Genomic DNA, 20,998 nt, shown 5'->3' on the forward strand with positions numbered 1-20,998 from the left:
ACTGCAAGGCGAGTGTCGGACGCTCTGACTGTCGGAAGAACAAGAAGTGGACTATTTGAGATGGATATCCTCCGTCAGCTCGAGGCCGAACAGGCCGCCAAGATCGAAGCCAAGCGCAAGCTTCCCGAATTCCAGCCCGGCGACACCGTGCGCGTCCAGGTCCGCGTGACCGAAGGCACCCGCACCCGTGTGCAGGCCTATGAAGGCGTTGTCATCGCCCGCTCCGGCGCCGGCTTCCAGGAAAATTTCACCGTCCGCAAGATCTCCTACGGCGAAGGCGTGGAACGCGTGTTCCCGGTCTACTCGCCGATGCTCGAGGGCGTCGAGATCGTGCGCCGCGGCAAGGTGCGCCGCGCCAAGCTCTATTATCTGCGTGATCGCCGCGGCAAGTCGGCCCGCATTTCGGAAAACACCGGCGTGCGCGCCCGCAAGCTGAACGACGAGGAGCGCGATGCGCTGAACGCCGAGAAGGCGCGCATCGAGGCCGAGAAGGTGGCCGCCGCGCAGGCGCTGGCCGCCGAGAAGGCAGCGCAGGACGCCGCCGAGAAGAAGGCCGCCGAAGAAGCTGCCAAGGCAGCCGACGAGGCCGCCAAGGCCGCGGAAGCGACCCCGGCCGAATAATTTTTCGCCACGCATGGTTTTGGAAAGGCGGCTTCGGCCGCCTTTTTCGTTTCGGGCGGAACAGCCAACGCTTCCAGCCAAGAATCGCTCAGATCCTTGCCAGCCGGATACTGCTCACGTTGGCAGGTCGCACACCTTGGAGATTGGCCGCAACACCTATCCCGGATCGCTGCGGGATCTTCTGGTCGAGAGGGCATGGGAATCCGCTTTCCCGACACGCAGCGCAACGGGCCAGCTTGCAAGGCGCTTGCGGAAAGCTAAAGTCGGCGCTTCCTGCAAGCCCCGGCTATGCCGGGGCGTTTCATCTCCTGGGGGTGTGTCATGACCAAATCGAAACTGCTGCTGGCCGGCCTGCTGGCCTTCATTCTGGCGCCTGTCGCCGCCTTCGCGCAGACACTGCCGGACCTCGGCGGCAGACAAGTGGTGGTGGTGACGGAAAACGCCTATCCGCCGCTGCAGTTCATCGACGCCAAGACCGGCAAGCAGATCGGCTGGGAATATGACGCGATGAACGAGATCGCCAAGCGGCTGAATTTCAAGGTCGAGTACCAGAATACCTCCTGGGACGCGATGATCCAGGCGGTTTCCGACAACCAGTACAACATCGGCATGACCGGCATCACCATCAAGGACGACCGCAAGCAGAAGGTCGACTTCTCCGACCCCTATATGCGCTCGGAACAGTTCATGCTGGTGCGCGGCGACGAGAAGCGCTTCACCGACGCCAAGACGTTCGGCGCCTTCAAGGAGGGGCTGATCGGCGCGCAGGCCGGCACCACGCCATTCTACACCGCCGTCTACAGCGTGCTCGACGGCAACGAGCAGAACCCGCGCATCAAACTGTTCGAGACGTTCGGCGCGACGGTGCAGGCGCTGAAGTCGGGCGACGTCGATGTGGTGCTCACCGACGGCACCGCTGGCAAAGGCTATGTCGACGCCTCCAATGGCGGGCTGAAGCTGATCGGCGGGCCGCTCGGCACCGAGGATTTCGGCTTCATCTTCCCCAAGGGCTCAGATCTGGTGAAGCCGGTCAACGCCGCGATCGCGGCACTCAAGGCCGATGGCACGCTCGAGGCGCTCAACAAGAAATGGTTCCTTGATTACAAGATGGGGCAGTAGTTCGTCTTGGTGCAGGTGTGGGGTGATGTACAGAAACTCGCGCTGACTCTGCGCTTGAACACCCCCCTCTGTCCTGCCGGACATCTCCCCCTCAAGGGGGGAGATCGGATGTCGCCTTGGCTTTCGCCGATTTTCAGCACCGAAAAATGGGCGGCGAGGCCGAAGCTGCCAATCTCCCCCCTTGAGGGGAGAATGTCCGGCAGGACAGAGGGGGGCCGCCTGGCGCGACGCAATTTCGTCGGCACGCCCTGATGTCACCAACGCCCCTCTCCACCGCCAAAACCGACTTCCCCTGGTGGCTTGCTGCGGCGATCGCACTCGCGCTGGCCGCAGCCGTCTTCATCGCCGCCAGCGATCTTTACGCCCAGGTCTTCGCCACCGTCGCCAAGGGCATCGGCATCACCGTCTTCGTCACCGTCGTCGCCTTCGCGCTGGCCTCGGCGATCGGGCTCGGCATTGCGCTGATGGGGTTGTCCAACTCGCGATGGCTGCGCCAGATCGCTCGCTTCTATGTCGAGATCATTCGCGGCGTGCCGATCCTGGTGCTGTTGTTCTGGATCGCCTTTGCCGGTGCGCCGGCCTTCGTCGCGGCGTGGAACGCGGTGACCGCGCCGCTGCAAAGCGCCGGCCTGCTCGGTGAACTCATGGTGCGCGACGTGTCGCTGCTGTGGCGCGCCATCATGGCGCTGACCATCGGCTATTCCGCCTTCATTTCGGAAGTGTTCCGCGCTGGCATCCAGGCGGTCGAGAAAGGCCAGATCGAAGCGGCGAAGGCGCTCGGGCTGACACGCGCGCAACGCTTTCGTCTGATCGTGTTTCCGCAGGCGATCCGCACCATCCTGCCGCCGCTCGGCAACGACTTCGTCGCCATGGTCAAGGATTCCTCACTGGTCTCGGTGCTGGGAGTGGCCGACATCACCCAGATGGGCAAGATCTACGCCGCCGGCTCGTTCCGCTTCTTCGAGACCTATTCCATCGTCGCCTATATCTACCTCATACTGACCGTCGGCCTGTCGCTGGCCTTGCGCGCGCTGGAGAAACGGCTACGCCGCCAGCACGAGGAATAGAAGACATCAGGGGGAAGCCAATGCGGGAGAATCCCATGATCATCGACAAGGCCAATGCCGCGCTGGATTCGGTCTACACCGCCGAGACGCCGGAAGCCTTGGCTGGCGCCTATGCCGCATGGGCCGCGACCTATGACAGCGAGACCGCCGCGCTCGGCTATCTCCTGCCGTTCCTGATCGCCGCTTGGGTGGCGCGCCATGTGCCGGCGGGCGAAGGGCCGCTGCTCGACGCCGGCTGCGGCACGGGCCTGTCGGGGCCATCTCTGAAGGCGCTCGGCTATGACGACATTGCCGGGCTCGATCTCTCCGACGACATGCTCAAGATAGCCGGCAGCCGGCAGGCCTACAGCGAGCTGAAGAACGCGATGCTCGGCGGACCGCTGCCCTGGCCGGACGGCCATTTCCGCGCCTTCTTCTCGACCGGGGTGTTTACCATCAGCCACGCCCCGGCCTCCGGCCTGCATGAACTGGTGCGCATCACAAAAAAAGGTGGCCACGCCATCTTCACCGTGCGCGACCAGGTTTTTGCGAGCGGCGGGTTTCAGGCTGTGTTCGGCGAACTGGAGCGGGCGAAGAAATGGCGGCCGGTCGAGGAAAGTCCGTGGTTCCGCTGCTATGCGATCGCCGAGCCGGACGCGTTGGTCAAGACGTTCGTGTTTGAAGTGGTTTGAGTAAGCCTGGCGGTTGTTCCTCTCCCCACTCCGCGGGGCGAGGAACCCAGGCTCTGCGAAGGCGGCCGCGATTGCCGAAAACCCAAAACATTGATATGAGCCACGCCATGGAAGAGCTTTTTGGCGATCCGGCCTACAAGGGTTTCGTGCTGCAGGACAGAAAACGCCTGCCGTCGCGTTTCTCCGCGCGCGTTTCTGGTGCGCTGACCAGTCGACTTCGCTGAACCGTTTTTCGCCGGGCCGGCCCGGCGCCTGCCCCTTCCCATTTTCATATCGACGGATTTACGCAAATGAGCGCACCGCGCACCCTCTATGACAAGATATTCGACGACCATGTCGTCGACCGCCAGGACGATGGCACCTGCCTGCTCTATATCGACCGCCATCTCGTCCATGAAGTGACCAGCCCGCAGGCCTTCGAAGGCCTGCGCATGAGCGGCCGGAAAGTCCGGCATCCGGAAAAGACGCTGGCCGTGGTCGACCACAATGTATCGACCTCGCCGGAGCGCAAGTTCGGCATCAAGAACGAGGAAAGCCGCATCCAGGTCGAGGCGCTGGCCAGGAACGCCAAGGATTTCGGTGTCGAATATTATTCCGAGAACGATATCCGCCAGGGCATCGTCCACATCATCGGGCCGGAGCAGGGCTTCACGCTGCCGGGCATGACCATCGTCTGCGGCGACAGCCACACCTCGACGCATGGCGCGTTCGGCGCGCTGGCGCATGGCATCGGTACGTCGGAGGTCGAGCATGTGCTGGCCACGCAGACGCTGATCCAGCGCAAGGCCAAGAACATGCTGGTGCGCGTCGACGGCGTACTGCCGGAAGGCGTCACCGCCAAGGACATCATCCTGGCGATCATCGGCGAGATCGGCACCGCCGGCGGCACCGGCTATGTCATCGAATATGCAGGCGAGGCGATCCGCTCGCTGTCGATGGAAGGCCGCATGACGATCTGTAACATGTCGATCGAGGGCGGCGCGCGCGCCGGCCTGATCGCAGCGGATGAAACGACCTTCGCCTATGTCAAGGACAAGCCGCGCGCGCCCAAGGGCGAGGCGTGGGATGCAGCACTTGCCTACTGGACGACGCTGCAGTCCGACGAGGGCGCGCATTTCGACAAGGTGATCGTGCTCGACGCGGCCAAGCTGCCGCCGATCGTCTCCTGGGGCTCCTCGCCCGAGGATGTCGTGTCGGTGCAAGGCATCGTGCCGAACCCGGACGACATCCCTGATGAGAACAAGCGCACCTCCAAGCAGCGTGCGCTCGACTATATGGGCCTGACGCCGGGAACCAAGATCACCGACATTTCGCTCGACCGCGTCTTCATCGGCTCCTGCACCAACGGCCGCATCGAGGATCTGCGTGCCGTCGCCAAGGTGGTCGAAGGCAAAAAGGTCAGCCCGCATGTCGCCGCCATGATCGTGCCGGGCTCCGGACTGGTCAAGGAACAGGCGGAGGCCGAGGGTCTCGACAAGATCTTTGTCGCCGCCGGCTTCGACTGGCGCGAGCCGGGCTGCTCGATGTGCCTGGCCATGAACGACGACCGGCTGAAGCCGCATGAGCGCTGCGCCTCGACCTCGAACCGCAATTTCGAGGGCCGGCAAGGTTTCAAGGGCCGCACCCATCTGGTGTCGCCGGCGATGGCGGCGGCAGCAGCGATCGCCGGTCACTTCGTCGACATTCGTGACTGGAAATAGATCTGGCGTGACTGGAAATAGATCTGGCGCGGCTGGAAACAGCTCCGAACTTCATCTGTGAGGCATGAACATGCAAAGACCCGAGCCGAAACCGGTTCGGGCGTTAGCCTCAGCCAGGGCGTCTGACGAATTCGTGGAATTCCTCGCGCCGGCCGGGCTCATCCTTGGCGACGACCAGCGCCAGCTCAAGTTCGTCGAACAGCCTGAACCATTCGTCCCATTCGACCAGTTCGTAGCCGCCGGCATTGATCGGTCGTTCGGCCTCGTCCTGGTCCTGATAGGCATGCTGGCCGAAGACCAGTCTTAGCATCGCCTGGGTTCCGGTTTCGGGCGACACGTCCACAATTGCCGGAAATCCAGCGCGAGCGGCAGTCCATGAACGAATTGCCTCGTGATCGGTCAGCATGATCGTGTCGGCCATCGAAGCTTCTCCCTTGAGGACAAATGATTGCTGTCGGGAAACGCCAACCGCCGTTCTCCAGTTCCGCGCGCGATACAAACTCGGCTTGCCGCATATTCGAATTTGCTTAACCGCTTGTTTGGTCTTCCGCCTTAAGGTCTTCGCGTAAGCGAGGGGAAGTCATAGTCCTTTGGACACCGGTCTGCTGATAGCGTTGCTCAACCCGACGATCGCGCTGGCGCTCGGCGCGTCGTTCCTCGTTCTATGGCTGTATCAACGCCATCGCCCCTATCTGATCGCACTTGCCGCGGCCTACTCGCTCTCGGCGGCCGGCTTCCTGTTTCAGGCCTTCACACTGCCCATCGGCCTGATGCCATCCAAGTTGCTCTCCATTACATGCTTCAGCCTTGCCGCCTGCTGTTTGTGCAGCGCGGTGGTGGCGCGCTATGGGCGGCGCGTGCCCTATGTGGGGATCGGCGTCCTGTCGGGCGGCGGGCTAGCCGCTCTCTGCTGGTTCATGTTCGCCCAGCCCGATCTCACCTGGCGGATCCTGGTGATCAATTTCGCGTTCGGCGGCCTCAGCCTGCTCGTTGCCGCCGAACTGCGCGTGGTGCGCAACGAGGGTCCGACGGAAATGATCCTGTTCGTGCTGTCGCTGCTTTCCGGGCTCAACTTCTTCGTGCGCACCTTGATCGTCATCATCGCGCATGGACGGTTCGACAACTATGCCGAGCTCTACACCTCGTCCTACTGGACGACGGCGCTTCTGTCGCATGCGCTGCTGTCGCTGCTGATTGCGCTTTGCCTGATCTGCGCGGCCGGGCTCGACGTGGTGAAGGCGCTGAAGACCGAGACCCACACCGATTCGCTGTCGGGCCTGCTCAACCGCCGCGGCTTCGAGGAGCGCGCGACGCTGGTCCTTCAGCACTGCATCACGGCCAGGTTGCCGGTTGCGCTGGTGCTTGCCGATCTCGATCATTTCAAGGCGCTCAACGACCTGCATGGGCATGCGGCGGGCGATCGCGTGATCGCCGATTTCGCCGCCAAGTTTCGGACGGCCGCCGGCGCGCGCGGCGTTGCCGGCCGTATCGGCGGTGAGGAGTTCGCGGTGTTGCTGCCGCTGAGCGACCTTGCCGCGGCAAGACTGTTCGCCGAAGCCGTGCGCACGCTGCATTCGGCGGGCAGCGTTGACGGCCTGCCTCTAGGCACCAGGGTGACCGCGAGCTTCGGCGTCGCGGCCCGCACCAGCCACGAAGGGCTGGAGTTGTTGATGCACCGCGCCGACGAGGCGCTCTACGAGGCCAAAAGAAGTGGCCGCGACAGCGTGCGCCTGTTCCAGGAGCGACCAGAAATGGTTGTCGTTCCGGCGGCGGCGCTCAAGGCCGGCTTATCCTCGGCCTAAAGCCGGATGATCTCAGGCCAAGTCGCCCTGAAATCTGAACCTGGCTCTAAATCAAAGAGATAGAGCATGATGTCGTCCGAAAGCCGCTTCACACTTTTCGGCGTCATGCTCCAGAGCTGCCGTTAACGTCTTTTTCGGCCATCGGTGATTTGCTGTCGCGCCTGGGGGCGTGGAAAACCATATGGGCGGCGCAAACTTCATCCTTGCAATCAACCTGTTCGTCGCAGGCATGCTGGCAGCGGCCTTCATGGCGATCACGCTCTACGATGTGGGGCGGGCGTCGGCGCGCTGGCTGGCCTTCGGATATCTGCTCGGGATGGCCTACTATGCCATCGAATTCGCCATTCCGGTCTTCGACAATGCGCGGCTCGCGGTCGTCGCGGGCTTCTCGGTTTTCCTGGGCGCCACCATCGCCTTCAATGGCGGGCTTGCCCATAAATACCAGGTGGCGCCGCCGTGGACGCCGATGCTGGTCTTTTTGGTAGCGGCCTCCATCGCCGTCTATGCCGTGCAGGATCTGCCGCGTCAGTCGCTGGTCCGCATGATGGCCTACCAGCTTCCCTATGCCGTCATGCAATTCGTCGGCCTCGGCGTCGTCTGGTCGTCCAGGCAAAGACGCGACCGGCTCGACCATGTGCTGATGGCCGTTCTGGGCGCCAGCGCCCTGCAATTCGTCTCAAAGCCGTTCATTGCCGCCGCGCTGGGCGGCTGGGGCGCCAATCCGCAGGCCTATCTGCGGAGCAATTACGCCCTGGTGTCACAGTCGCTCGGCACCATGTTCGCCCTGGCGATCGCGCTTCTCATCCTGGTCATCATGGTGCGTGACGTGCTGGCCGAGGTCAGGTCGCGATCGGAGATCGACACGCTGTCAAGGTTGCTCAACCGCGGCGGGTTCGAGCGCCATGCCGAGCGCGCCATGCGTGAGGCCGCGCGCAAGGGTATTCCGGTCACGCTGGTCATCGCCGATCTCGATCATTTCAAGAATATCAACGACAATTTCGGCCATGCATCCGGCGACCGGGTCATCGAGGCCTTTGCCGGTCTGCTGCGCGAGGCGGCAGCCGACCATCACGTCGCCGGCCGCCTCGGCGGCGAGGAATTCGCCATTATCCTGCCGGGAACCAACCTCGCCGCCGCCCGGCTCTTCGCCGAAGGCACGCGCAATACGTTCGGCACGCTGCCAGTCGAAGGGCTGCCGCGGAATCATCGCTGCACGGCAAGCTTCGGTGTTGCCGAACTTCAGCCAGGCGAAGATTTCGCCGGGCTGACGCAGCGCGCCGACGAAGCGCTCTATCAGGCCAAGCGCGGCGGGCGCGATCGCGTACGCATCTCGCTCGGCCCGGTCCAGCCGGTCGCCAATACGGGGTAGGGGCGTAGAGGTTAACGGCAGGGGCTGAGTTCGGGCATCTCGCCGTCGGAAAGGCCATACATATAGCTGCGGCCTTTCACGAAAACCGGCGGCCTGTAGCAGTCGCGGCCGGAGACATCGTCGGGCTCGTTTTCATAGACGACGCTCGGCTGGCCGGCGCCGGTGTAGTCCGACAATTCCTTGGCCAGCTTGCCCTCACCGACGAGGATGCGCTTGTAGCCGGCGGCGCTCTCAATGACGAGATTTCCGAAGGAATCGGCATAGACTCGGTCGCGATGGCCTTCCGCGAGCGCCGGCACGGCGAAGCCGGTGGCCAACGCCACCAGGACAAGCGCCGGAAGGCGCGATCTGCCTGAATTCAAACGCATGGCATCCCTCCTTAGTTAGGGGCAAAGCCTCCTCGAATCAGAAATTAACCTTTTATTAACCTTTGTTAAGAGGTTAACCTCGTTTGACCCAAGGTCTCGGCAAACATGGTTAATATCCGGCGGCCCGGATGGCTGCGGCCATCATTCGGCCATGCTTCCCCGCACCATCGCCGCCGGTGTCGAGGCGCAGAAGGCATGTCGCTGGGCGACCTTGATCTGGCATGGCCGCTGATGGCTGCGTGAGGAGGACAGCGTATGGCGTTATACCGGACGGTTCGGATGACGCTTTTTCTGTGCCCATTGCTGATCGCCGCGGCCTGCGTCCCGCAGACCAATGCGCCGAAGGCTGGAACCTCGGCTGCCGCTGCAGCCGATGTGACGGGGCCGCAGCCGCGTACCGCGACCTACAATTGCGCCGATGGCGGCAGGATGACCATCCAGAATCTCGGCTCGTCGCTGCGTGTGGTCGGGCCGGATGGCATCCCTGAAGAGTTTGCTGCTTCGCCCGCCAACCAGAACAGCCGCTACCAGGAACCGGTGACACATGACGCAGTTGTGATCGACGGACGAGAAGCGCTGGTGATGAAGAGCGGGTCGACACCCCGGACCTGCACAAGATAACGGCGGTTTGCCGCACTGCAGCGAACATTGCGTCGGCTCTCGGTCGCGCCCTAATCGATTGAAGCAAAGAGCGCCGCTTTTGTCAGACTAAATTACGTTTTCGAAACGGTTTTCTGGCTTTGACGCGGTGCAAAAAGAGCATTAGAAACCGGCTGTCCGAAGTCGCAACCGGAAGCGGTAATGCCGCATTTCCACCTGGGGCTCCAGAGACGCCGAACTGGGGGAGCCATGAGCAAATCACCAGCCACCCGCGCAACTGCCAGACGTGAACGGCCGCTTTCGCCGCATCTGAGCGTCTACCGGCCGCCGGTCACCATGACGATGTCGATCATCCATCGCATCACCGGCGGCGCGCTGTATTTCGGCACGTTGCTGGTTGCTGTCTGGCTGATGGCGGCGGCGAGCTCGCAAGCCACCTTCGACTGGGTCAACTGGGCGTTCGGCTCATGGCTGGGGCGGCTGGTGCTGTTCGGCTACACCTGGGCGCTGATGCACCACATGCTGGGCGGCGTGCGCCATCTGATCTGGGACACCGGCGCGGGCCTGGAAAAGCACACCGCGTCGAAGATCGCCTGGGCGACGCTGGCCGGCTCGATCTTGCTGACGCTGCTGATCTGGATCGCTGGCTACATGGCGCGGGGAGCCTGAGATGAGCGGCACCAACACCGACATGCGCACGCCGCTGGCCAAGGTCCGCGGCCTCGGCTCCGCCCGCGAGGGCACCGGGCATTTCTGGCGGCAGCGGCTGACGGCGATCGCCAACGTCCCGCTGATCCTGTTCTTCATCGGCTTCCTGATCGCGCTCAACGGCCATGGCTATATCGAAGTGCGCGCGGCGCTCGCCAATCCGTTCGTGGCGCTGGTCCTGGCGCTGGTGCTCATCTCCGGCCTCTACCATATGCGGCTCGGCATGCAGGCCATCATCGAGGACTATGTTCACGGCGAGGGCATGAAGCTGGCGTTGATCGCGCTCAACACATTTTTTTCCATAGCGGTCGGCGTCGGCTCGCTCTTCGCCCTGCTCAAACTGGCATTCGGAGGCTGATTTGGCCAAGGACGCGAAATCAGCCAACCCGGCAGGCTATACCTATGTCGACCACAAATTCGACGTGGTGATCGTCGGCGCCGGCGGCGCCGGCCTGCGCGCCACGCTCGGCATGGCCGAGCAGGGCCTGCGCACCGCCTGCATCACCAAGGTGTTCCCGACGCGCTCGCACACGGTTGCCGCGCAGGGCGGCATCGCCGCCTCGCTCGCCAATATGGGTCCCGACAACTGGCAGTGGCATCTCTTCGACACGGTCAAGGGCTCGGACTGGCTAGGCGACATCGACGCGCAGGAATACATGGTCCAGCAGGCACCCGCCGCCGTCTACGAGCTCGAGCATTACGGCGTGCCGTTCTCGCGCACCGAGGAGGGCAAGATCTACCAGCGGCCGTTCGGCGGCATGATGATGAATTTCGGCGAGGGGCCGCCGGTACAGCGCACCTGCGCCGCGGCCGACCGCACCGGCCACGCCATGCTGCACACGCTCTACGGCCAGTCGCTGAAGAACAACGCCCAGTTCTTCATCGAGTATTTCGCGCTCGACCTGATCATGGAGCCGGACGGCACCTGCACCGGCGTCGTCGCCTGGAATCTCGACGACGGCACCATCCACCGCTTTTCGGCCAAGATGGTGGTGTTGGCGACCGGCGGCTATGGCCGCGCCTATTTCTCCGCCACCTCGGCGCACACCTGCACCGGCGACGGCGGCGGCATGGCGGCACGCGCCGGGCTGGCGCTGCAGGACATGGAGTTCGTTCAGTTCCACCCGACCGGCATCTACGGCGCCGGCTGCCTGATCACCGAGGGCGCGCGCGGCGAGGGCGGCTATCTCGTCAATTCCGAGGGCGAGCGTTTCATGGAGCGCTACGCGCCGTCGGCCAAGGACCTGGCGTCACGCGACGTGGTCTCGCGCTGCATGACGCTGGAGATCCGCGAAGGCCGCGGCGTCGGGCCGAAGAAGGACCATATTTTTCTCCATCTCGACCATCTCGATCCGGCGGTTCTGCATGAAAGGCTGCCCGGCATTTCGGAATCGGCAAAGATCTTTGCCGGCGTCGACCTGACCAAGGAGCCGATCCCCGTGCTGCCGACGGTGCACTACAATATGGGCGGCGTGCCGACCAATTACTGGGGCGAGGTGCTCAACCCCACTGCCTTGAACCCGGACCAGGTGTCGCCCGGGCTGATGGCGGTCGGCGAAGCCGGCTGCGCCTCCGTCCACGGCGCCAACCGGCTGGGCTCGAACTCGCTGATCGATCTGGTGGTGTTCGGCCGCGCGGCGGCGATCCGCGCCGGCCAGGTGATCGACCGCACATCGGCGATCCCATCTCCCAACGAAGCTTCGGTCGAAAAGATCATGGATCGCTTCGACAGGCTCCGCCACGCCAACGGCTCGACGCCGACGGCGGTGTTGCGCGAGAAGATGCAGAAGGCGATGCAGGAAGACGCTGCGGTGTTCCGCACGCAGGACTCGCTGGACAGCGGCTGCAAGCGCATTTCGCAGATCTGGGGCGAGCTTGGGGATATCAAGGTGTTCGACCGCTCGATGGTCTGGAACTCCGATCTGGTCGAGACGCTGGAACTGGAAAACCTGATGGCCAATGCCATCACCACGGTCCAAGGTGCCGCGGCGCGCAAGGAGAGCCGTGGGGCGCATGCGCGGGAAGATTTCTCGGCTCGCGACGACGCCAACTGGCGCAAGCATACGCTCGCGCGGCTCAGCGAAGACGGCGAGGTGACGCTCAGCTACCGGCCGGTGCATACCGAACTGCTGCTCAAGGAAGCGGACGGCGGCATCAACCCGGCCAAGATCGCGCCCAAGGCCAGGGTATATTGAGATGGTGCCTAAGCTCGTCATCCGAAAGGGTTTGAGGTAATGGTCGAACTGACGCTCCCCAAGAATTCGCAGATCAAGCAGGGCAAGACCTGGCCGAAGCCGGAGGGCGCCACCAATCTCAGGGAATATCGCATCTACCGCTGGTCGCCGGACGACGACGAGAATCCGCGCATCGACACCTATTTCGTCGACATGGACGATTGTGGGCCGATGGTGCTCGACGCGCTGCTCTGGATCAAGAACAAGATCGACCCGACGCTGACCTTGCGCCGCTCCTGCCGCGAAGGCATTTGCGGCTCCTGCGCCATGAACATCGACGGTTCCAACACGCTGGCCTGCACCAAGGGCTGCGACGACATTTCCGGCGCGGTCAAGGTCTATCCGCTGCCGCATATGCAAGTGGTCAAGGACCTGGTGCCCGACCTCACCAATTTCTATGCCCAGCACGCGTCGATCGAGCCATGGCTGAAGACGGTATCGCCGCAGCCGGCAAAGGAATGGCTGCAGAGCCATGAGGACCGCGAAAAGCTCGACGGGCTTTACGAGTGCATTCTATGTGCCTGCTGCTCGACCTCCTGCCCGAGCTATTGGTGGAACGGCGACCGCTATCTCGGCCCGGCGACGCTGCTGCAGGCCTATCGCTGGCTGATCGATTCCCGGGACGAGGCCAAGGGCGAACGGCTCGACAATCTCGAAGACCCGTTCCGCCTCTATCGCTGCCACACCATCATGAACTGCGCCCAGACCTGCCCCAAGGGGCTCAACCCGGCCAAGGCGATCGCCGAGATCAAGAAGATGATGGTGGAGCGAAGGGTGTAGCCGGACCGGGTGCCTGGGTGATAACAGTCGCCAAGATAATCTCATCCGTAGCGATCCTTCGCACCCCCCTCTGTCCTGCCGGACATCTCCCCCGCAAGGGGGGAGATCGGCAGCTTCAGCGCTTCGCTTACTCCTGCAACGCTGGAGATTGGCGAAAGCCGCGATGACGGCCAATCTCCCCCCTTGCGGGGGAGATGCCCGGCAGGGCAGAGGGGGGTGCTGTCCCTCCAGCCTCAGAAGGATAGCCAATCCTATGACTGACACCGACCTTCCCATCCTCTCCCCCGCCGAAGCGCGTGTGCTCGGTTGCCTGATCGAGAAGAAGGAACTGACGCCCGACATCTATCCGCTGACGCTCAATGCCGCGCATCAAGCCGCCAACCAGAAGACGGCGCGCGAACCGGTGATGGCACTGGAGCTCGGCGAGATCGCCAGGGCATTTGGCCAGCTCGAGCAGAAAGGTCTGGTCAGGCGCGCCTTCGCATCGCGCGTCGAGCGCTATGAGCACACTGTCGCGCAGCACTTTTCGCTGACCTCGTCGCAGATCGCGGTGATCGGCCTGCTGCTGTTGCGCGGCGCGCAGACGGCGCATGAATTGCTGGCGCGGGCCGAGCGCATGGCGCGGTTCTCTTCCATCGAGGCGCTTCGCGGCGACCTCGACCTTCTGATCGGCCGCAGGCCACCGCTGGTTCAGTTGCTCGACCGGGCGCCGGGCCAGCGCGAGGAGCGCTACGTGCATCTGCTGAGCGGGCCGGTGGAGGTGTCGGCTGTAGCGGCGCCATGGCAAGCGCCTCGGCCGGCGTCCGATCTCGAAGGCCGGGTGCGTGCACTGGAGGATGAGGTCGCCGCACTGCGCGCGAAGCTGGAAGCGCTGAGCGGCGGAGGCTAACAAATCATTCGAGATGTCGGAGGGACAGCGCCCCCCCTCTGTCCTGCCGGACAGGGGGGCGAAGGATCGCCCACTCGCCGAAGGCTGGGCTTCAACCCAACCTGGCGTCGAGCGAGACATTTATGGCGCCGAGCGCCTTCGACACCGGGCAGCCCGCCTTGGCCATTTCGGCCAATTCCTTGAATTTCGCCGCATCGATGCCCGGCACCTTGCCGACCACGGTGAGCGCGCTGCCAGTGATCCCGGTGCCGGGAACCAGCGTGACCACCGCCTTGGCGTCGAGTTCGTCGGCGGGTGTGCCGTTCTCGGCGAGGAAGTGGGAGAATTGCATGGCAAAGCAGCCGGCATGGGCGGCGGCGATCAGCTCTTCCGGATTGGTGCCGGATTTGCCGCTCTCGTCCTCGAAGCGTGCCTTGAACGAATAGGGCGTGCCCTTCAGGGTGCCGCTCTGGGTGTCGAGCGTGCCCTTGCCCTCCTTGAGATTGCCTTTCCAGACGGCGTTTGCGGTGCGGTCCATGAAATCCTCCTTGATTGTCCGGGTTGCGCCGGCCGGGCGGCGGCGTTCTTCACGACTATAGCGCCGGCGCGGTCGAAGACCACCGGCTCTTTTGCGCAGTCGCGCAAAGCTGGGCGGCGGGGCTGAATTTTTTCTTAAAAAAATGCGCATGCAAAAATGTCGACTTCCATCGGCCTCGGCCGTCCTGCGGGCGGTCGCGGATTTCGCGGCCGGATGGAGGTCATATGGACAATCTGTTTTTCGCATTGTGGAAGAGCCCGGGCCGCAAGCCCGAACGACGGGAGGATTGCTGGTTGCATCCGCCGCCTTCCGGTCTCGGCCGGCTGCTGGCGGCGGTCGCCATCATCGGGGTCGCCGTATGTCTTCTTGACCATTCGGCAGGCAAAGGTGCGGCTGACACCGTGGTGTCCGCATCCTTTGGTTTCTCGCAACAAGGGAGATAGACATGAAATATGTTTGCCTGGTCTACGGCGAAGAAAAAGATCTTCACGCCATGACCCCGGACAGGTTGGCTAAGCTCGATGCCGATTCGCTTGCTTACGACAGGTCGTTGGACCAGCGGGGCAAGCTGATCATCGCGCAGGCGCTGCAGTCGGTGAAGACGTCGAAGTCGGTGCGGCGGCGCAAGGGCAAGCGTCTGGTCACCGATGGTCCGTTCACGGAGACCAAGGAGCAATTGCTCGGCTTCGTCATGATCGAGGCCGGGGATCTCGACGAGGCGCTGGAGATCGCCGGCGCGATTCCGCTGGCCGAGATCGGCACCATCGAGGTCAGGGCGATCTACAACGTGCCTGGTTCCTAGACAGAAGCCGCTTTGAAGGAACGCCCCGGATTCTTCGATGGGCGCAACTTTTGCGTGTTGAAGCCAAACGCCACTTCTCTTATCCTCACCGAGGCTTGGGGGAATTTGGCATGCCTTTCCTGATTGCAGTACTTGGCCTGCTGGGCGCGGCGGCGTTCTGGTGGTATCGGATGAAGGCCATGAACGACGCCGCACGTGAAGTTGCCGACGTCGTTGGGCGTGTGCAAGGCAATATCAGGCGCAAGAAGCTGCGCAAGCAGGCGGCGCTTTCGCCGCTGACGGCGATCGATGATCCCGTCGTGGCCGCCGCCACGCTGATTACCGCCATCGTGTCCGAGAACGGCCCCGTGCTGCCGGAGCGAGAAGCTATCATTCGTTCGGTGATTTCGGAGATCGCAGACACCAAGAAAAAGATGGACGAGGCGGTGGTCTACGCCAAATGGGCGGCATCGCAGATCGACGACACCACGATCGTCATCGACAGACTGGCGCCGTTCCTGCGCGAACGTCTCGACGTGGCTGAGCGAAACGATCTGCTGCAGATGCTGAACCGCGTGGCCCAGACCGGCGAGCAGCGACTGCAGATATCCGACCAACGCATGCTGCGGTTGCGTCAGAAACTCGGCTTCGAGGTCAACTAGGGTGTGCTGATATTCAGGTGATGCCGGCCTGCGAATGGCGGCTTCCTGCGCTTCCGGTGCTCACGTACCCAAAAGTACGCTCCGCTCCGGTTCTCGGAATCCGCCATTCTCGACTCGGCCTGACCTGAATCTCAACACACCCTGGCCTGTCGCGAGTCGGTCAGATGGCCTCGCCCTTCAGCAGCCTTGGCGTGTCGCCAGACAATCCCGATGCCTGGCGGATGAAAAAATCCTTCAGGCGCGGCATGCGCTCGACCAGGCCGAGGCCGATGTCGCGTACGGCGCGCAGCGGGCCGATGTCATTGGAAAACAGCCGGTTGAGCACGTCGGTGGTGATGCCCATCTGCACCGTGTCGAAGCGCCGCCACTGCTGGTAGCGCTCGAGCACGTCCAGCGCGCCGATGTCCTGGCCGAGCCGGTCGGCCTCGACCACCACTTCGGCCAATGCCGCGACATCCTTGAAGCCGAGATTGAGGCCCTGGCCGGCGATCGGATGGATGCCATGGGCGGCATCGCCGACCAGCGCGATGCGGGGTGCTGCGAAGGCGCGGGCAAGCGTCAGGCCGAGCGGCCAGGCGCGCGGCTTGTCGGCGACGCGGATTTCGCCGAGCTTCAGGCCAAAACGCAGTTCGAGTTCATGCTCGAAGACGAGATCGTCGCCATCGACCAGCTTTTGCGCATCCTCTGTCCGTTCCACCCAGACGATCGACGAGCGGTTGCCGTCCTTGCCAGGCTTCAGCGGCAATGTGGCGAAAGGGCCGGCCGGCAAGAAATGCTCTTCGGCGCGGCCATTGTGCGGGCGCTCATGGGCGACGGTGCAGACGATGCCGGATTGGCCATATTCCCATTTCACCGTCTTGATGCCGGCCATGTCGCGCAGCTTCGAATTGACGCCGTCGGCGGCGACCAGCAGCCGCGCCTTCAGCGTCGCGCCATCGGCAAGATGCACGGTGACGCCGGCGCCGCTCGGCTCGAAGGCGTTGACGGCGACGCCCTCGATAATGTCGATGCCGAGTTTTTCCGCACTGCCGCGCAAGGCGCCGTTCAGATCCCGGTTGGCAACCATATGGGCGAAGGGTTCGCCAGGCGCGACCTCGCCGTCGAAAGTGAGAAACACCGGGCGCACCGGATCTGCCGTGCGCGAATCGGTGACGATCATCTCGGTGATCGCCTGCGCCTCCGGCGCGATCTTCGCCCAGACGCCGAGCTGGTCGAGCATGCGGCAGGCGGCGGCGGCGATGGCCGAGGCGCGGCCGTCCTTTTGCCAGACGCCGGCTGGTGCGGCGTCGACGACGGCGATGGCGAGGCTCGGGCGCGCCTGTTTCAGCGATACCGCGGCGGCAAGCCCGACATAGCCGGCGCCGGCGACCAGAACGTCGAGCGAGTTTTTTGCGTTCGCCTTGCGGTCCACCATGGCAAATTCCCTTCCGGCCAAATTCGTTCCGGCCTTGACTGCCCGCCATTCCTGTCGGAAACCGCCATAACACTTTTGCTGCAAGGGCGCGAAACATGACGGCGGCCATGGACGAGCTTCTCGACATTCTCAACCTCGAGAAGCTCGAACACAACCTGTACCGTGGTCGCAGCCCCAAACTCGACTGGCAGCGGATTTTCGGCGGCCAGACCATCGCCCAGGCGCTGGTCGCGGCGCAGCGAACGGTCGAGCCCGAACGCCACGTACATTCGCTGCACGGCTATTTCATGCGGCCCGGCGACACCAAGGTGCCGATCATCTACGAAGTCGACCGCATCCGCGACGGCGGCTCCTTCACCACGCGCCGCGTCGTGGCTATCCAGCATGGCCAGGCGATCTTTTCGCTGGAGGCCTCGTTCCAGCAGGACGAAGTCGGCCTCGAACATCAGGTGCCGATGCCGCTGGATGTGCCGGCGCCCGACACATTGCTGTCGCAGCGCGAATTGCTGGGCAAGTTCGGCGAGGCCGTGCCCGACGGCATCAGGCGCTACTGGGAGCGCGACCGGCCGATCGAGATGAAGCCGGTGATGCTGAAGCACTATACCAGTCGCGAGAAACTGGAGCCGAAGCAGAACATCTGGATACGCACCACCGGCCCGGTGCCTGCCGACCGCGCTATCCAGGCAGCCGTGCTCGCCTACCTCTCCGACATGACGCTGCTCGACACCTCGACCTTCGCGCATGGCCGTGCCATCTTCGACCGCGACATCCAGGCGGCAAGCCTCGACCATGCCATGTGGTTCCACCGCACCCATCCGCTCGACGACTGGATCCTGTACACGCAGGACAGCCCCTCGACGCAGGGATCGCGAGGCTTCACACGCGGTTCGCTGTTTGCCCGGGACGGCACGCTGATCGCCTCGGTTGCGCAGGAAGGCCTTATCCGGCTGAGGCGCTCGCCTGCGCAATAGGCATTTTCAAAAAATTGCCTATTTTTTAATCAATCGCAGTGCCGCAACTCTGAACAGTCGGCTGCTGATGGCCGTCTAATCTCTTTGTTTACAACAGGTTAATTGGCTGCTTCGGCAATTGGCACGGAGCTTGAATCCTCGTGGGCACTCTCCGGCTCTCACGGGATCGGCGAAGTCGTGCAAACGCGGGGGACCCGCAACAGCAAAGGGTGAAACCTTATGAAAATCGTGATGGCAATCATCAAGCCGTTCAAGCTCGACGAGGTGCGCGAAGCGCTCACCGCAGTCGGCATCCAGGGCCTGACCGTCACCGAAGTCAAAGGCTACGGGCGTCAGAAGGGACACACTGAAATCTATCGCGGGGCGGAATACGCAGTCAGCTTCCTGCCGAAGATCAAGATCGAGGTCGCGGTGGGCGGCGACATGGTCGACAAGGCCGTCGAAGCCATCACCGCCGCGGCCAAGACCGGACAGATCGGCGACGGCAAGATCTTCGTCTTCGGCATCGACCAGGCCGTGCGCATTCGCACGGGCGAAACAGACACCGACGCGCTTTGAGCCGCGCACGTATTCCAATGGAGAGTTCAATGAATATTTCTTCCACCTTGAAATCAGCGGCGCGCACCGCGCTGCTGGGCGCCGCCACGCTCGCGGCGCTGGGCACGGTTGCGGCCTTCGCGCAGGAAGCAGCTGCTCCCGCAGCCGCCGCGCCGGCGGCGGCGCCGGCTTTCACCGTCGACAAGGGCGACACGACGTGGATGTTGCTTTCCACCGTGCTGGTGCTGTTGATGACCATTCCCGGCCTTGCGCTGTTCTATGGCGGCCTGGTTCGCGCCAAGAACATGCTGTCGGTGCTGATGCAGGTCTTCACCATCACCTGCGTGGTCATGATCATCTGGGTGTTCTACGGCTATAGCCTTGCCTTCACGCCCGGCAATGCCTTCGTCGGCGGCCTCTCCAAGATGTTTCTTGCCGGCGTCGACGTGACGACGCTGTCGGAAACCTTCACCAAGGGCGTCGCCATTCCCGAACTGGTGTTCGTCCTTTTCCAGATGACCTTCGCCTGCATCACGCCTGCCCTGATCGTCGGCGCCTTCGCCGAACGCATCAAGTTCTCCGCCGTGATCCTTTTCACCATCCTGTGGGTCACCTTCGTCTATTTCCCGATCGCGCACATGGTCTGGTTCTGGGGCGGCCCGAGCGCTTATAGCGACCCGACCGGGCTCATCTTCAGCTTCGGCGCCATCGACTTCGCCGGCGGCACCGTGGTTCACATCAATGCGGGCATCGCCGGCCTTGTCGGCGCGCTGATGATCGGCAAGCGCATCGGCTACCAGAAGGACGTCATGGCGCCGCACTCGATGACGCTGACCATGGTCGGCGCCTCGCTGCTGTGGGTCGGCTGGTTCGGCTTCAACGCCGGTTCGAACCTCGAGGCGAACGCCTATGCGGTGCTGGCCATGGCCAACACCTTCGTCGCCACGGCGGCGGCGGCATTGACCTGGATCGTGCTTGAAACAGTGCTGCGCGGCAAGGCGTCGATGCTTGGCGCCGTTTCGGGCGCCGTCACCGGCCTTGTCGCCGTCACGCCCGCCGCCGGCTTTGCCGGACCGATGGGCGCCATCGTGCTCGGCATCGTCGCCACTTGCGTCTGCTACTTCTTCGTCTCGGTGGTGAAGAACAAGTTCGGCTATGACGACAGCCTCGATGTCTTTGGCATCCACTGCGTCGGCGGCATCATCGGCGCGCTCGGCACCGGCATCCTGGTCAATCCCGCTCTCGGCGGCGCCGGCATCGTCGATTATTCGACAGCCGACTTCGCCGCTGGCTATGCCGGCACGGCGACCCAGTTGTGGTCGCAGTTCAAGGGTGTGCTGGTAACCGTGCTCTGGTCGGGCATCGGCAGCGCCATCCTCTACAAGATCGTCGACATGATCGTCGGCCTGCGCCCGACGGCCGATGCCGAGCGCGAAGGTCTGGACCTCACCTCGCATGGCGAAGCGGCTTACCATCCGTAAGCCTTGTTAGGGGCGGCCTCGGTCGCCCCCGCATCCTCCCATCCCGTCGTGATGCTCCCGAAAGGGGCTCACGCCTTGAGGCCCGGAGATGTTCCGGGCCTCTTTTTTGCGCCCGGTGGCGGGTGCCGCCGATCACAATCGCTTGATCCGGTGCCCGATCGGCCGAAGGCCATGAAACATCGCCGCCGCTGGTCCCGAACTGTGGTGGCGATCGTTGTCTGGGCGCTCGTGAAAACCAGGGAAGGAACCATTCCATGAACATCAGAAACAGCCTCAAGTCTGCCTGCCTCGGGGCACTTGCTCTTGCCATGGTCAGCGGCACGGCCGTCGCCGGCGCGCTCGATTCGCCGGACAATATGGCGCCGTTCTTCGCTGATACCGGCATGAAAACCATGAAGCCGATGGCGGAGTTCAAGTCCGCTTTCATGGCGATGCCGATGGAAAAGCAGGAAGCGATGAAGAAGGAATGCAATGATGCGGCGATGAGCAAGCCGTATGCCGAATTCTGCGCCAATGTGCAGGCGCTCGGCGGCGCCAACTAAATGCGGGACCAGGCTGAAGCCTGATTAATCTTGCTTCAGCTGCAGAGGGCGGGCCAGTGCCCGCCATCTGCAGCTGCCTGTGCCGTCGGTTCACAAACGACTCAAGCGATCGTGATTCCGCGCCCGCTGCGCTTGCTGGTAGAACCCATCGCGATCCACCCCCCG

General features: G+C 63.4%; 24 protein-coding genes. 20 read left to right on the forward strand and 4 right to left on the reverse strand.

Translation table 11 applies throughout. The features are described from left to right. Positions 1–60 precede the first annotated feature (60 nt). The 5 genes from rplS to leuC all read left to right on the forward strand — a co-directional run bounded on the left by rplS (position 61) and on the right by leuC (position 5,178). A complete protein-coding gene (rplS, locus tag AC0L2H_RS18210) occupies positions 61–621 on the forward strand; it encodes a 50S ribosomal protein L19 (RefSeq protein WP_107651538.1) in 561 nt (186 codons plus the stop codon). A 321-nt stretch (positions 622–942) separates the two neighbouring features. Beyond that, positions 943–1,740 (forward strand): transporter substrate-binding domain-containing protein, encoded by a 798-nt coding sequence (locus AC0L2H_RS18215; protein ID WP_473591494.1) that lies wholly within the window; start codon positions 943–945, stop codon positions 1,738–1,740. A gap of 251 nt (positions 1,741–1,991) precedes the next feature. Continuing rightward, entirely contained in the window at positions 1,992–2,807 is an 816-nt protein-coding gene (locus tag AC0L2H_RS18220; protein WP_473591495.1) for an amino acid ABC transporter permease, read from the forward strand. A gap of 35 nt (positions 2,808–2,842) precedes the next feature. Next, positions 2,843–3,478, forward strand: coding sequence for a class I SAM-dependent DNA methyltransferase (locus AC0L2H_RS18225; RefSeq protein WP_473591496.1), 636 nt, complete (start codon positions 2,843–2,845; stop codon positions 3,476–3,478). A gap of 290 nt (positions 3,479–3,768) precedes the next feature. Next, a complete protein-coding gene (gene leuC, locus AC0L2H_RS18230; RefSeq protein WP_473591497.1) occupies positions 3,769–5,178 on the forward strand; it encodes a 3-isopropylmalate dehydratase large subunit in 1,410 nt (469 codons plus the stop codon). 109 nt (positions 5,179–5,287) lie between these two features. Here leuC and AC0L2H_RS18235 read toward each other — a convergent pair whose 3' ends face one another. Further along, entirely contained in the window at positions 5,288–5,599 is a 312-nt protein-coding gene (locus AC0L2H_RS18235) for a hypothetical protein (RefSeq protein ID WP_473591498.1), read from the reverse strand. A gap of 169 nt (positions 5,600–5,768) precedes the next feature. Between AC0L2H_RS18235 and AC0L2H_RS18240 the strand changes: the two genes are divergently transcribed. Together AC0L2H_RS18240 and AC0L2H_RS18245 are read left to right on the forward strand one after the other, a co-directional pair. Then, positions 5,769–6,980 (forward strand): GGDEF domain-containing protein, encoded by a 1,212-nt coding sequence (locus tag AC0L2H_RS18240; RefSeq protein WP_473591499.1) that lies wholly within the window; start codon positions 5,769–5,771, stop codon positions 6,978–6,980. A gap of 181 nt (positions 6,981–7,161) precedes the next feature. Beyond that, the gene (locus AC0L2H_RS18245) at positions 7,162–8,349 is read left to right on the forward strand and encodes a GGDEF domain-containing protein (protein WP_473591500.1); all 1,188 of its coding nucleotides are present in this window, start codon (positions 7,162–7,164) and stop codon (positions 8,347–8,349) included. An 11-nt stretch (positions 8,350–8,360) separates the two neighbouring features. On the opposite strand, the gene AC0L2H_RS18250 is transcribed toward AC0L2H_RS18245, so the two are convergent. Then, positions 8,361–8,717: a hypothetical protein gene (locus AC0L2H_RS18250; RefSeq protein WP_473591501.1), complete on the reverse strand. Its 357-nt coding sequence runs from the start codon at positions 8,715–8,717 to the stop codon at positions 8,361–8,363. Between the two features lie 255 nt (positions 8,718–8,972). Here AC0L2H_RS18250 and AC0L2H_RS18255 point away from each other — a divergent pair, with 255 nt between their 5' ends. The 6 genes from AC0L2H_RS18255 to AC0L2H_RS18280 all read left to right on the forward strand — a co-directional run bounded on the left by AC0L2H_RS18255 (position 8,973) and on the right by AC0L2H_RS18280 (position 13,928). Next, on the forward strand, positions 8,973–9,338 hold the full coding sequence (locus AC0L2H_RS18255) for a hypothetical protein (RefSeq protein WP_473591502.1): 366 nt from the start codon (positions 8,973–8,975) through the stop codon (positions 9,336–9,338). Positions 9,339–9,566: 228 nt separating this feature from the next. Continuing rightward, positions 9,567–9,986 carry a succinate dehydrogenase, cytochrome b556 subunit gene (sdhC, locus tag AC0L2H_RS18260; protein ID WP_473591503.1) on the forward strand — a complete coding sequence of 140 codons (420 nt, stop codon included), beginning with the start codon at positions 9,567–9,569 and terminating at the stop codon, positions 9,984–9,986. Position 9,987: 1 nt separating this feature from the next. Beyond that, positions 9,988–10,383 carry a succinate dehydrogenase, hydrophobic membrane anchor protein gene (sdhD, locus tag AC0L2H_RS18265; RefSeq protein ID WP_473591504.1) on the forward strand — a complete coding sequence of 132 codons (396 nt, stop codon included), beginning with the start codon at positions 9,988–9,990 and terminating at the stop codon, positions 10,381–10,383. Position 10,384: 1 nt separating this feature from the next. After that, on the forward strand, positions 10,385–12,220 hold the full coding sequence (gene sdhA / locus AC0L2H_RS18270; protein WP_473591505.1) for a succinate dehydrogenase flavoprotein subunit: 1,836 nt from the start codon (positions 10,385–10,387) through the stop codon (positions 12,218–12,220). Positions 12,221–12,259: 39 nt separating this feature from the next. Continuing rightward, positions 12,260–13,039 (forward strand): succinate dehydrogenase iron-sulfur subunit, encoded by a 780-nt coding sequence (locus AC0L2H_RS18275; protein ID WP_097575611.1) that lies wholly within the window; start codon positions 12,260–12,262, stop codon positions 13,037–13,039. 253 nt (positions 13,040–13,292) lie between these two features. After that, positions 13,293–13,928, forward strand: a complete 636-nt coding sequence (locus AC0L2H_RS18280) for a YceH family protein (RefSeq protein WP_473591506.1) — start codon at positions 13,293–13,295, stop codon at positions 13,926–13,928. Positions 13,929–14,019: 91 nt separating this feature from the next. Here the strand turns inward: AC0L2H_RS18280 and AC0L2H_RS18285 are convergent, their stop codons facing one another. Further along, on the reverse strand, positions 14,020–14,445 hold the full coding sequence (locus AC0L2H_RS18285) for an OsmC family protein (RefSeq protein ID WP_473591507.1): 426 nt from the start codon (positions 14,443–14,445) through the stop codon (positions 14,020–14,022). A gap of 224 nt (positions 14,446–14,669) precedes the next feature. Here AC0L2H_RS18285 and AC0L2H_RS18290 point away from each other — a divergent pair, with 224 nt between their 5' ends. The 3 genes from AC0L2H_RS18290 (at position 14,670) to AC0L2H_RS18300 (ending at position 15,888) form a co-directional block, all read left to right on the forward strand. Further along, a complete protein-coding gene (locus AC0L2H_RS18290; RefSeq protein WP_473591508.1) occupies positions 14,670–14,888 on the forward strand; it encodes a hypothetical protein in 219 nt (72 codons plus the stop codon). Between the two features lie 2 nt (positions 14,889–14,890). Next, the gene (locus tag AC0L2H_RS18295; protein ID WP_107651524.1) at positions 14,891–15,247 is read left to right on the forward strand and encodes a YciI family protein; all 357 of its coding nucleotides are present in this window, start codon (positions 14,891–14,893) and stop codon (positions 15,245–15,247) included. A gap of 110 nt (positions 15,248–15,357) precedes the next feature. Beyond that, positions 15,358–15,888 carry a hypothetical protein gene (locus AC0L2H_RS18300; RefSeq protein ID WP_473591617.1) on the forward strand — a complete coding sequence of 177 codons (531 nt, stop codon included), beginning with the start codon at positions 15,358–15,360 and terminating at the stop codon, positions 15,886–15,888. Positions 15,889–16,048: 160 nt separating this feature from the next. On the opposite strand, the gene AC0L2H_RS18305 is transcribed toward AC0L2H_RS18300, so the two are convergent. Continuing rightward, on the reverse strand, positions 16,049–17,302 hold the full coding sequence (locus AC0L2H_RS18305; protein ID WP_473591509.1) for a ubiquinone biosynthesis hydroxylase: 1,254 nt from the start codon (positions 17,300–17,302) through the stop codon (positions 16,049–16,051). A 95-nt stretch (positions 17,303–17,397) separates the two neighbouring features. Here AC0L2H_RS18305 and tesB point away from each other — a divergent pair, with 95 nt between their 5' ends. The 4 genes from tesB (at position 17,398) to AC0L2H_RS18325 (ending at position 20,833) form a co-directional block, all read left to right on the forward strand. Then, positions 17,398–18,273, forward strand: a complete 876-nt coding sequence (tesB, locus tag AC0L2H_RS18310) for an acyl-CoA thioesterase II (protein ID WP_473591510.1) — start codon at positions 17,398–17,400, stop codon at positions 18,271–18,273. 219 nt (positions 18,274–18,492) lie between these two features. After that, positions 18,493–18,831 carry a P-II family nitrogen regulator gene (locus tag AC0L2H_RS18315; protein WP_097575604.1) on the forward strand — a complete coding sequence of 113 codons (339 nt, stop codon included), beginning with the start codon at positions 18,493–18,495 and terminating at the stop codon, positions 18,829–18,831. A gap of 29 nt (positions 18,832–18,860) precedes the next feature. Next, positions 18,861–20,291, forward strand: coding sequence for an ammonium transporter (locus tag AC0L2H_RS18320; protein WP_473591511.1), 1,431 nt, complete (start codon positions 18,861–18,863; stop codon positions 20,289–20,291). Positions 20,292–20,545: 254 nt separating this feature from the next. Then, positions 20,546–20,833, forward strand: a complete 288-nt coding sequence (locus AC0L2H_RS18325) for a hypothetical protein (RefSeq protein ID WP_473591512.1) — start codon at positions 20,546–20,548, stop codon at positions 20,831–20,833. Positions 20,834–20,998 lie beyond the last annotated feature (165 nt).

Source organism: Mesorhizobium sp. WSM4871 (assembly GCF_055811295.1).

What these genes read in the sequence shown, in the direction of transcription:
- sdhC (WP_473591503.1), top strand. Translation starts at nt 9,567, where the DNA reads ATGAGCAAATCACCAGCCACCCGCGCAACTGCCAGACGTGAACGGCCG.
- rplS (WP_107651538.1), top strand. Translation starts at nt 61, where the DNA reads ATGGATATCCTCCGTCAGCTCGAGGCCGAACAGGCCGCCAAGATCGAA.
- AC0L2H_RS18285 (WP_473591507.1), bottom strand. Translation starts at nt 14,445, where the DNA reads ATGGACCGCACCGCAAACGCCGTCTGGAAAGGCAATCTCAAGGAGGGC.
- AC0L2H_RS18300 (WP_473591617.1), top strand. Translation starts at nt 15,358, where the DNA reads ATGCCTTTCCTGATTGCAGTACTTGGCCTGCTGGGCGCGGCGGCGTTC.
- AC0L2H_RS18255 (WP_473591502.1), top strand. Translation starts at nt 8,973, where the DNA reads ATGGCGTTATACCGGACGGTTCGGATGACGCTTTTTCTGTGCCCATTG.
- AC0L2H_RS18245 (WP_473591500.1), top strand. Translation starts at nt 7,162, where the DNA reads ATGGGCGGCGCAAACTTCATCCTTGCAATCAACCTGTTCGTCGCAGGC.
- AC0L2H_RS18250 (WP_473591501.1), bottom strand. Translation starts at nt 8,717, where the DNA reads ATGCGTTTGAATTCAGGCAGATCGCGCCTTCCGGCGCTTGTCCTGGTG.
- AC0L2H_RS18290 (WP_473591508.1), top strand. Translation starts at nt 14,670, where the DNA reads ATGGACAATCTGTTTTTCGCATTGTGGAAGAGCCCGGGCCGCAAGCCC.
- AC0L2H_RS18280 (WP_473591506.1), top strand. Translation starts at nt 13,293, where the DNA reads ATGACTGACACCGACCTTCCCATCCTCTCCCCCGCCGAAGCGCGTGTG.
- AC0L2H_RS18215 (WP_473591494.1), top strand. Translation starts at nt 943, where the DNA reads ATGACCAAATCGAAACTGCTGCTGGCCGGCCTGCTGGCCTTCATTCTG.
- AC0L2H_RS18315 (WP_097575604.1), top strand. Translation starts at nt 18,493, where the DNA reads ATGAAAATCGTGATGGCAATCATCAAGCCGTTCAAGCTCGACGAGGTG.
- AC0L2H_RS18220 (WP_473591495.1), top strand. Translation starts at nt 1,992, where the DNA reads ATGTCACCAACGCCCCTCTCCACCGCCAAAACCGACTTCCCCTGGTGG.
- AC0L2H_RS18305 (WP_473591509.1), bottom strand. Translation starts at nt 17,302, where the DNA reads ATGGTGGACCGCAAGGCGAACGCAAAAAACTCGCTCGACGTTCTGGTC.
- AC0L2H_RS18275 (WP_097575611.1), top strand. Translation starts at nt 12,260, where the DNA reads ATGGTCGAACTGACGCTCCCCAAGAATTCGCAGATCAAGCAGGGCAAG.
- AC0L2H_RS18325 (WP_473591512.1), top strand. Translation starts at nt 20,546, where the DNA reads ATGAACATCAGAAACAGCCTCAAGTCTGCCTGCCTCGGGGCACTTGCT.
- tesB (WP_473591510.1), top strand. Translation starts at nt 17,398, where the DNA reads ATGACGGCGGCCATGGACGAGCTTCTCGACATTCTCAACCTCGAGAAG.
- AC0L2H_RS18235 (WP_473591498.1), bottom strand. Translation starts at nt 5,599, where the DNA reads ATGGCCGACACGATCATGCTGACCGATCACGAGGCAATTCGTTCATGG.
- AC0L2H_RS18320 (WP_473591511.1), top strand. Translation starts at nt 18,861, where the DNA reads ATGAATATTTCTTCCACCTTGAAATCAGCGGCGCGCACCGCGCTGCTG.
- AC0L2H_RS18295 (WP_107651524.1), top strand. Translation starts at nt 14,891, where the DNA reads ATGAAATATGTTTGCCTGGTCTACGGCGAAGAAAAAGATCTTCACGCC.
- sdhD (WP_473591504.1), top strand. Translation starts at nt 9,988, where the DNA reads ATGAGCGGCACCAACACCGACATGCGCACGCCGCTGGCCAAGGTCCGC.
- leuC (WP_473591497.1), top strand. Translation starts at nt 3,769, where the DNA reads ATGAGCGCACCGCGCACCCTCTATGACAAGATATTCGACGACCATGTC.
- AC0L2H_RS18225 (WP_473591496.1), top strand. Translation starts at nt 2,843, where the DNA reads ATGATCATCGACAAGGCCAATGCCGCGCTGGATTCGGTCTACACCGCC.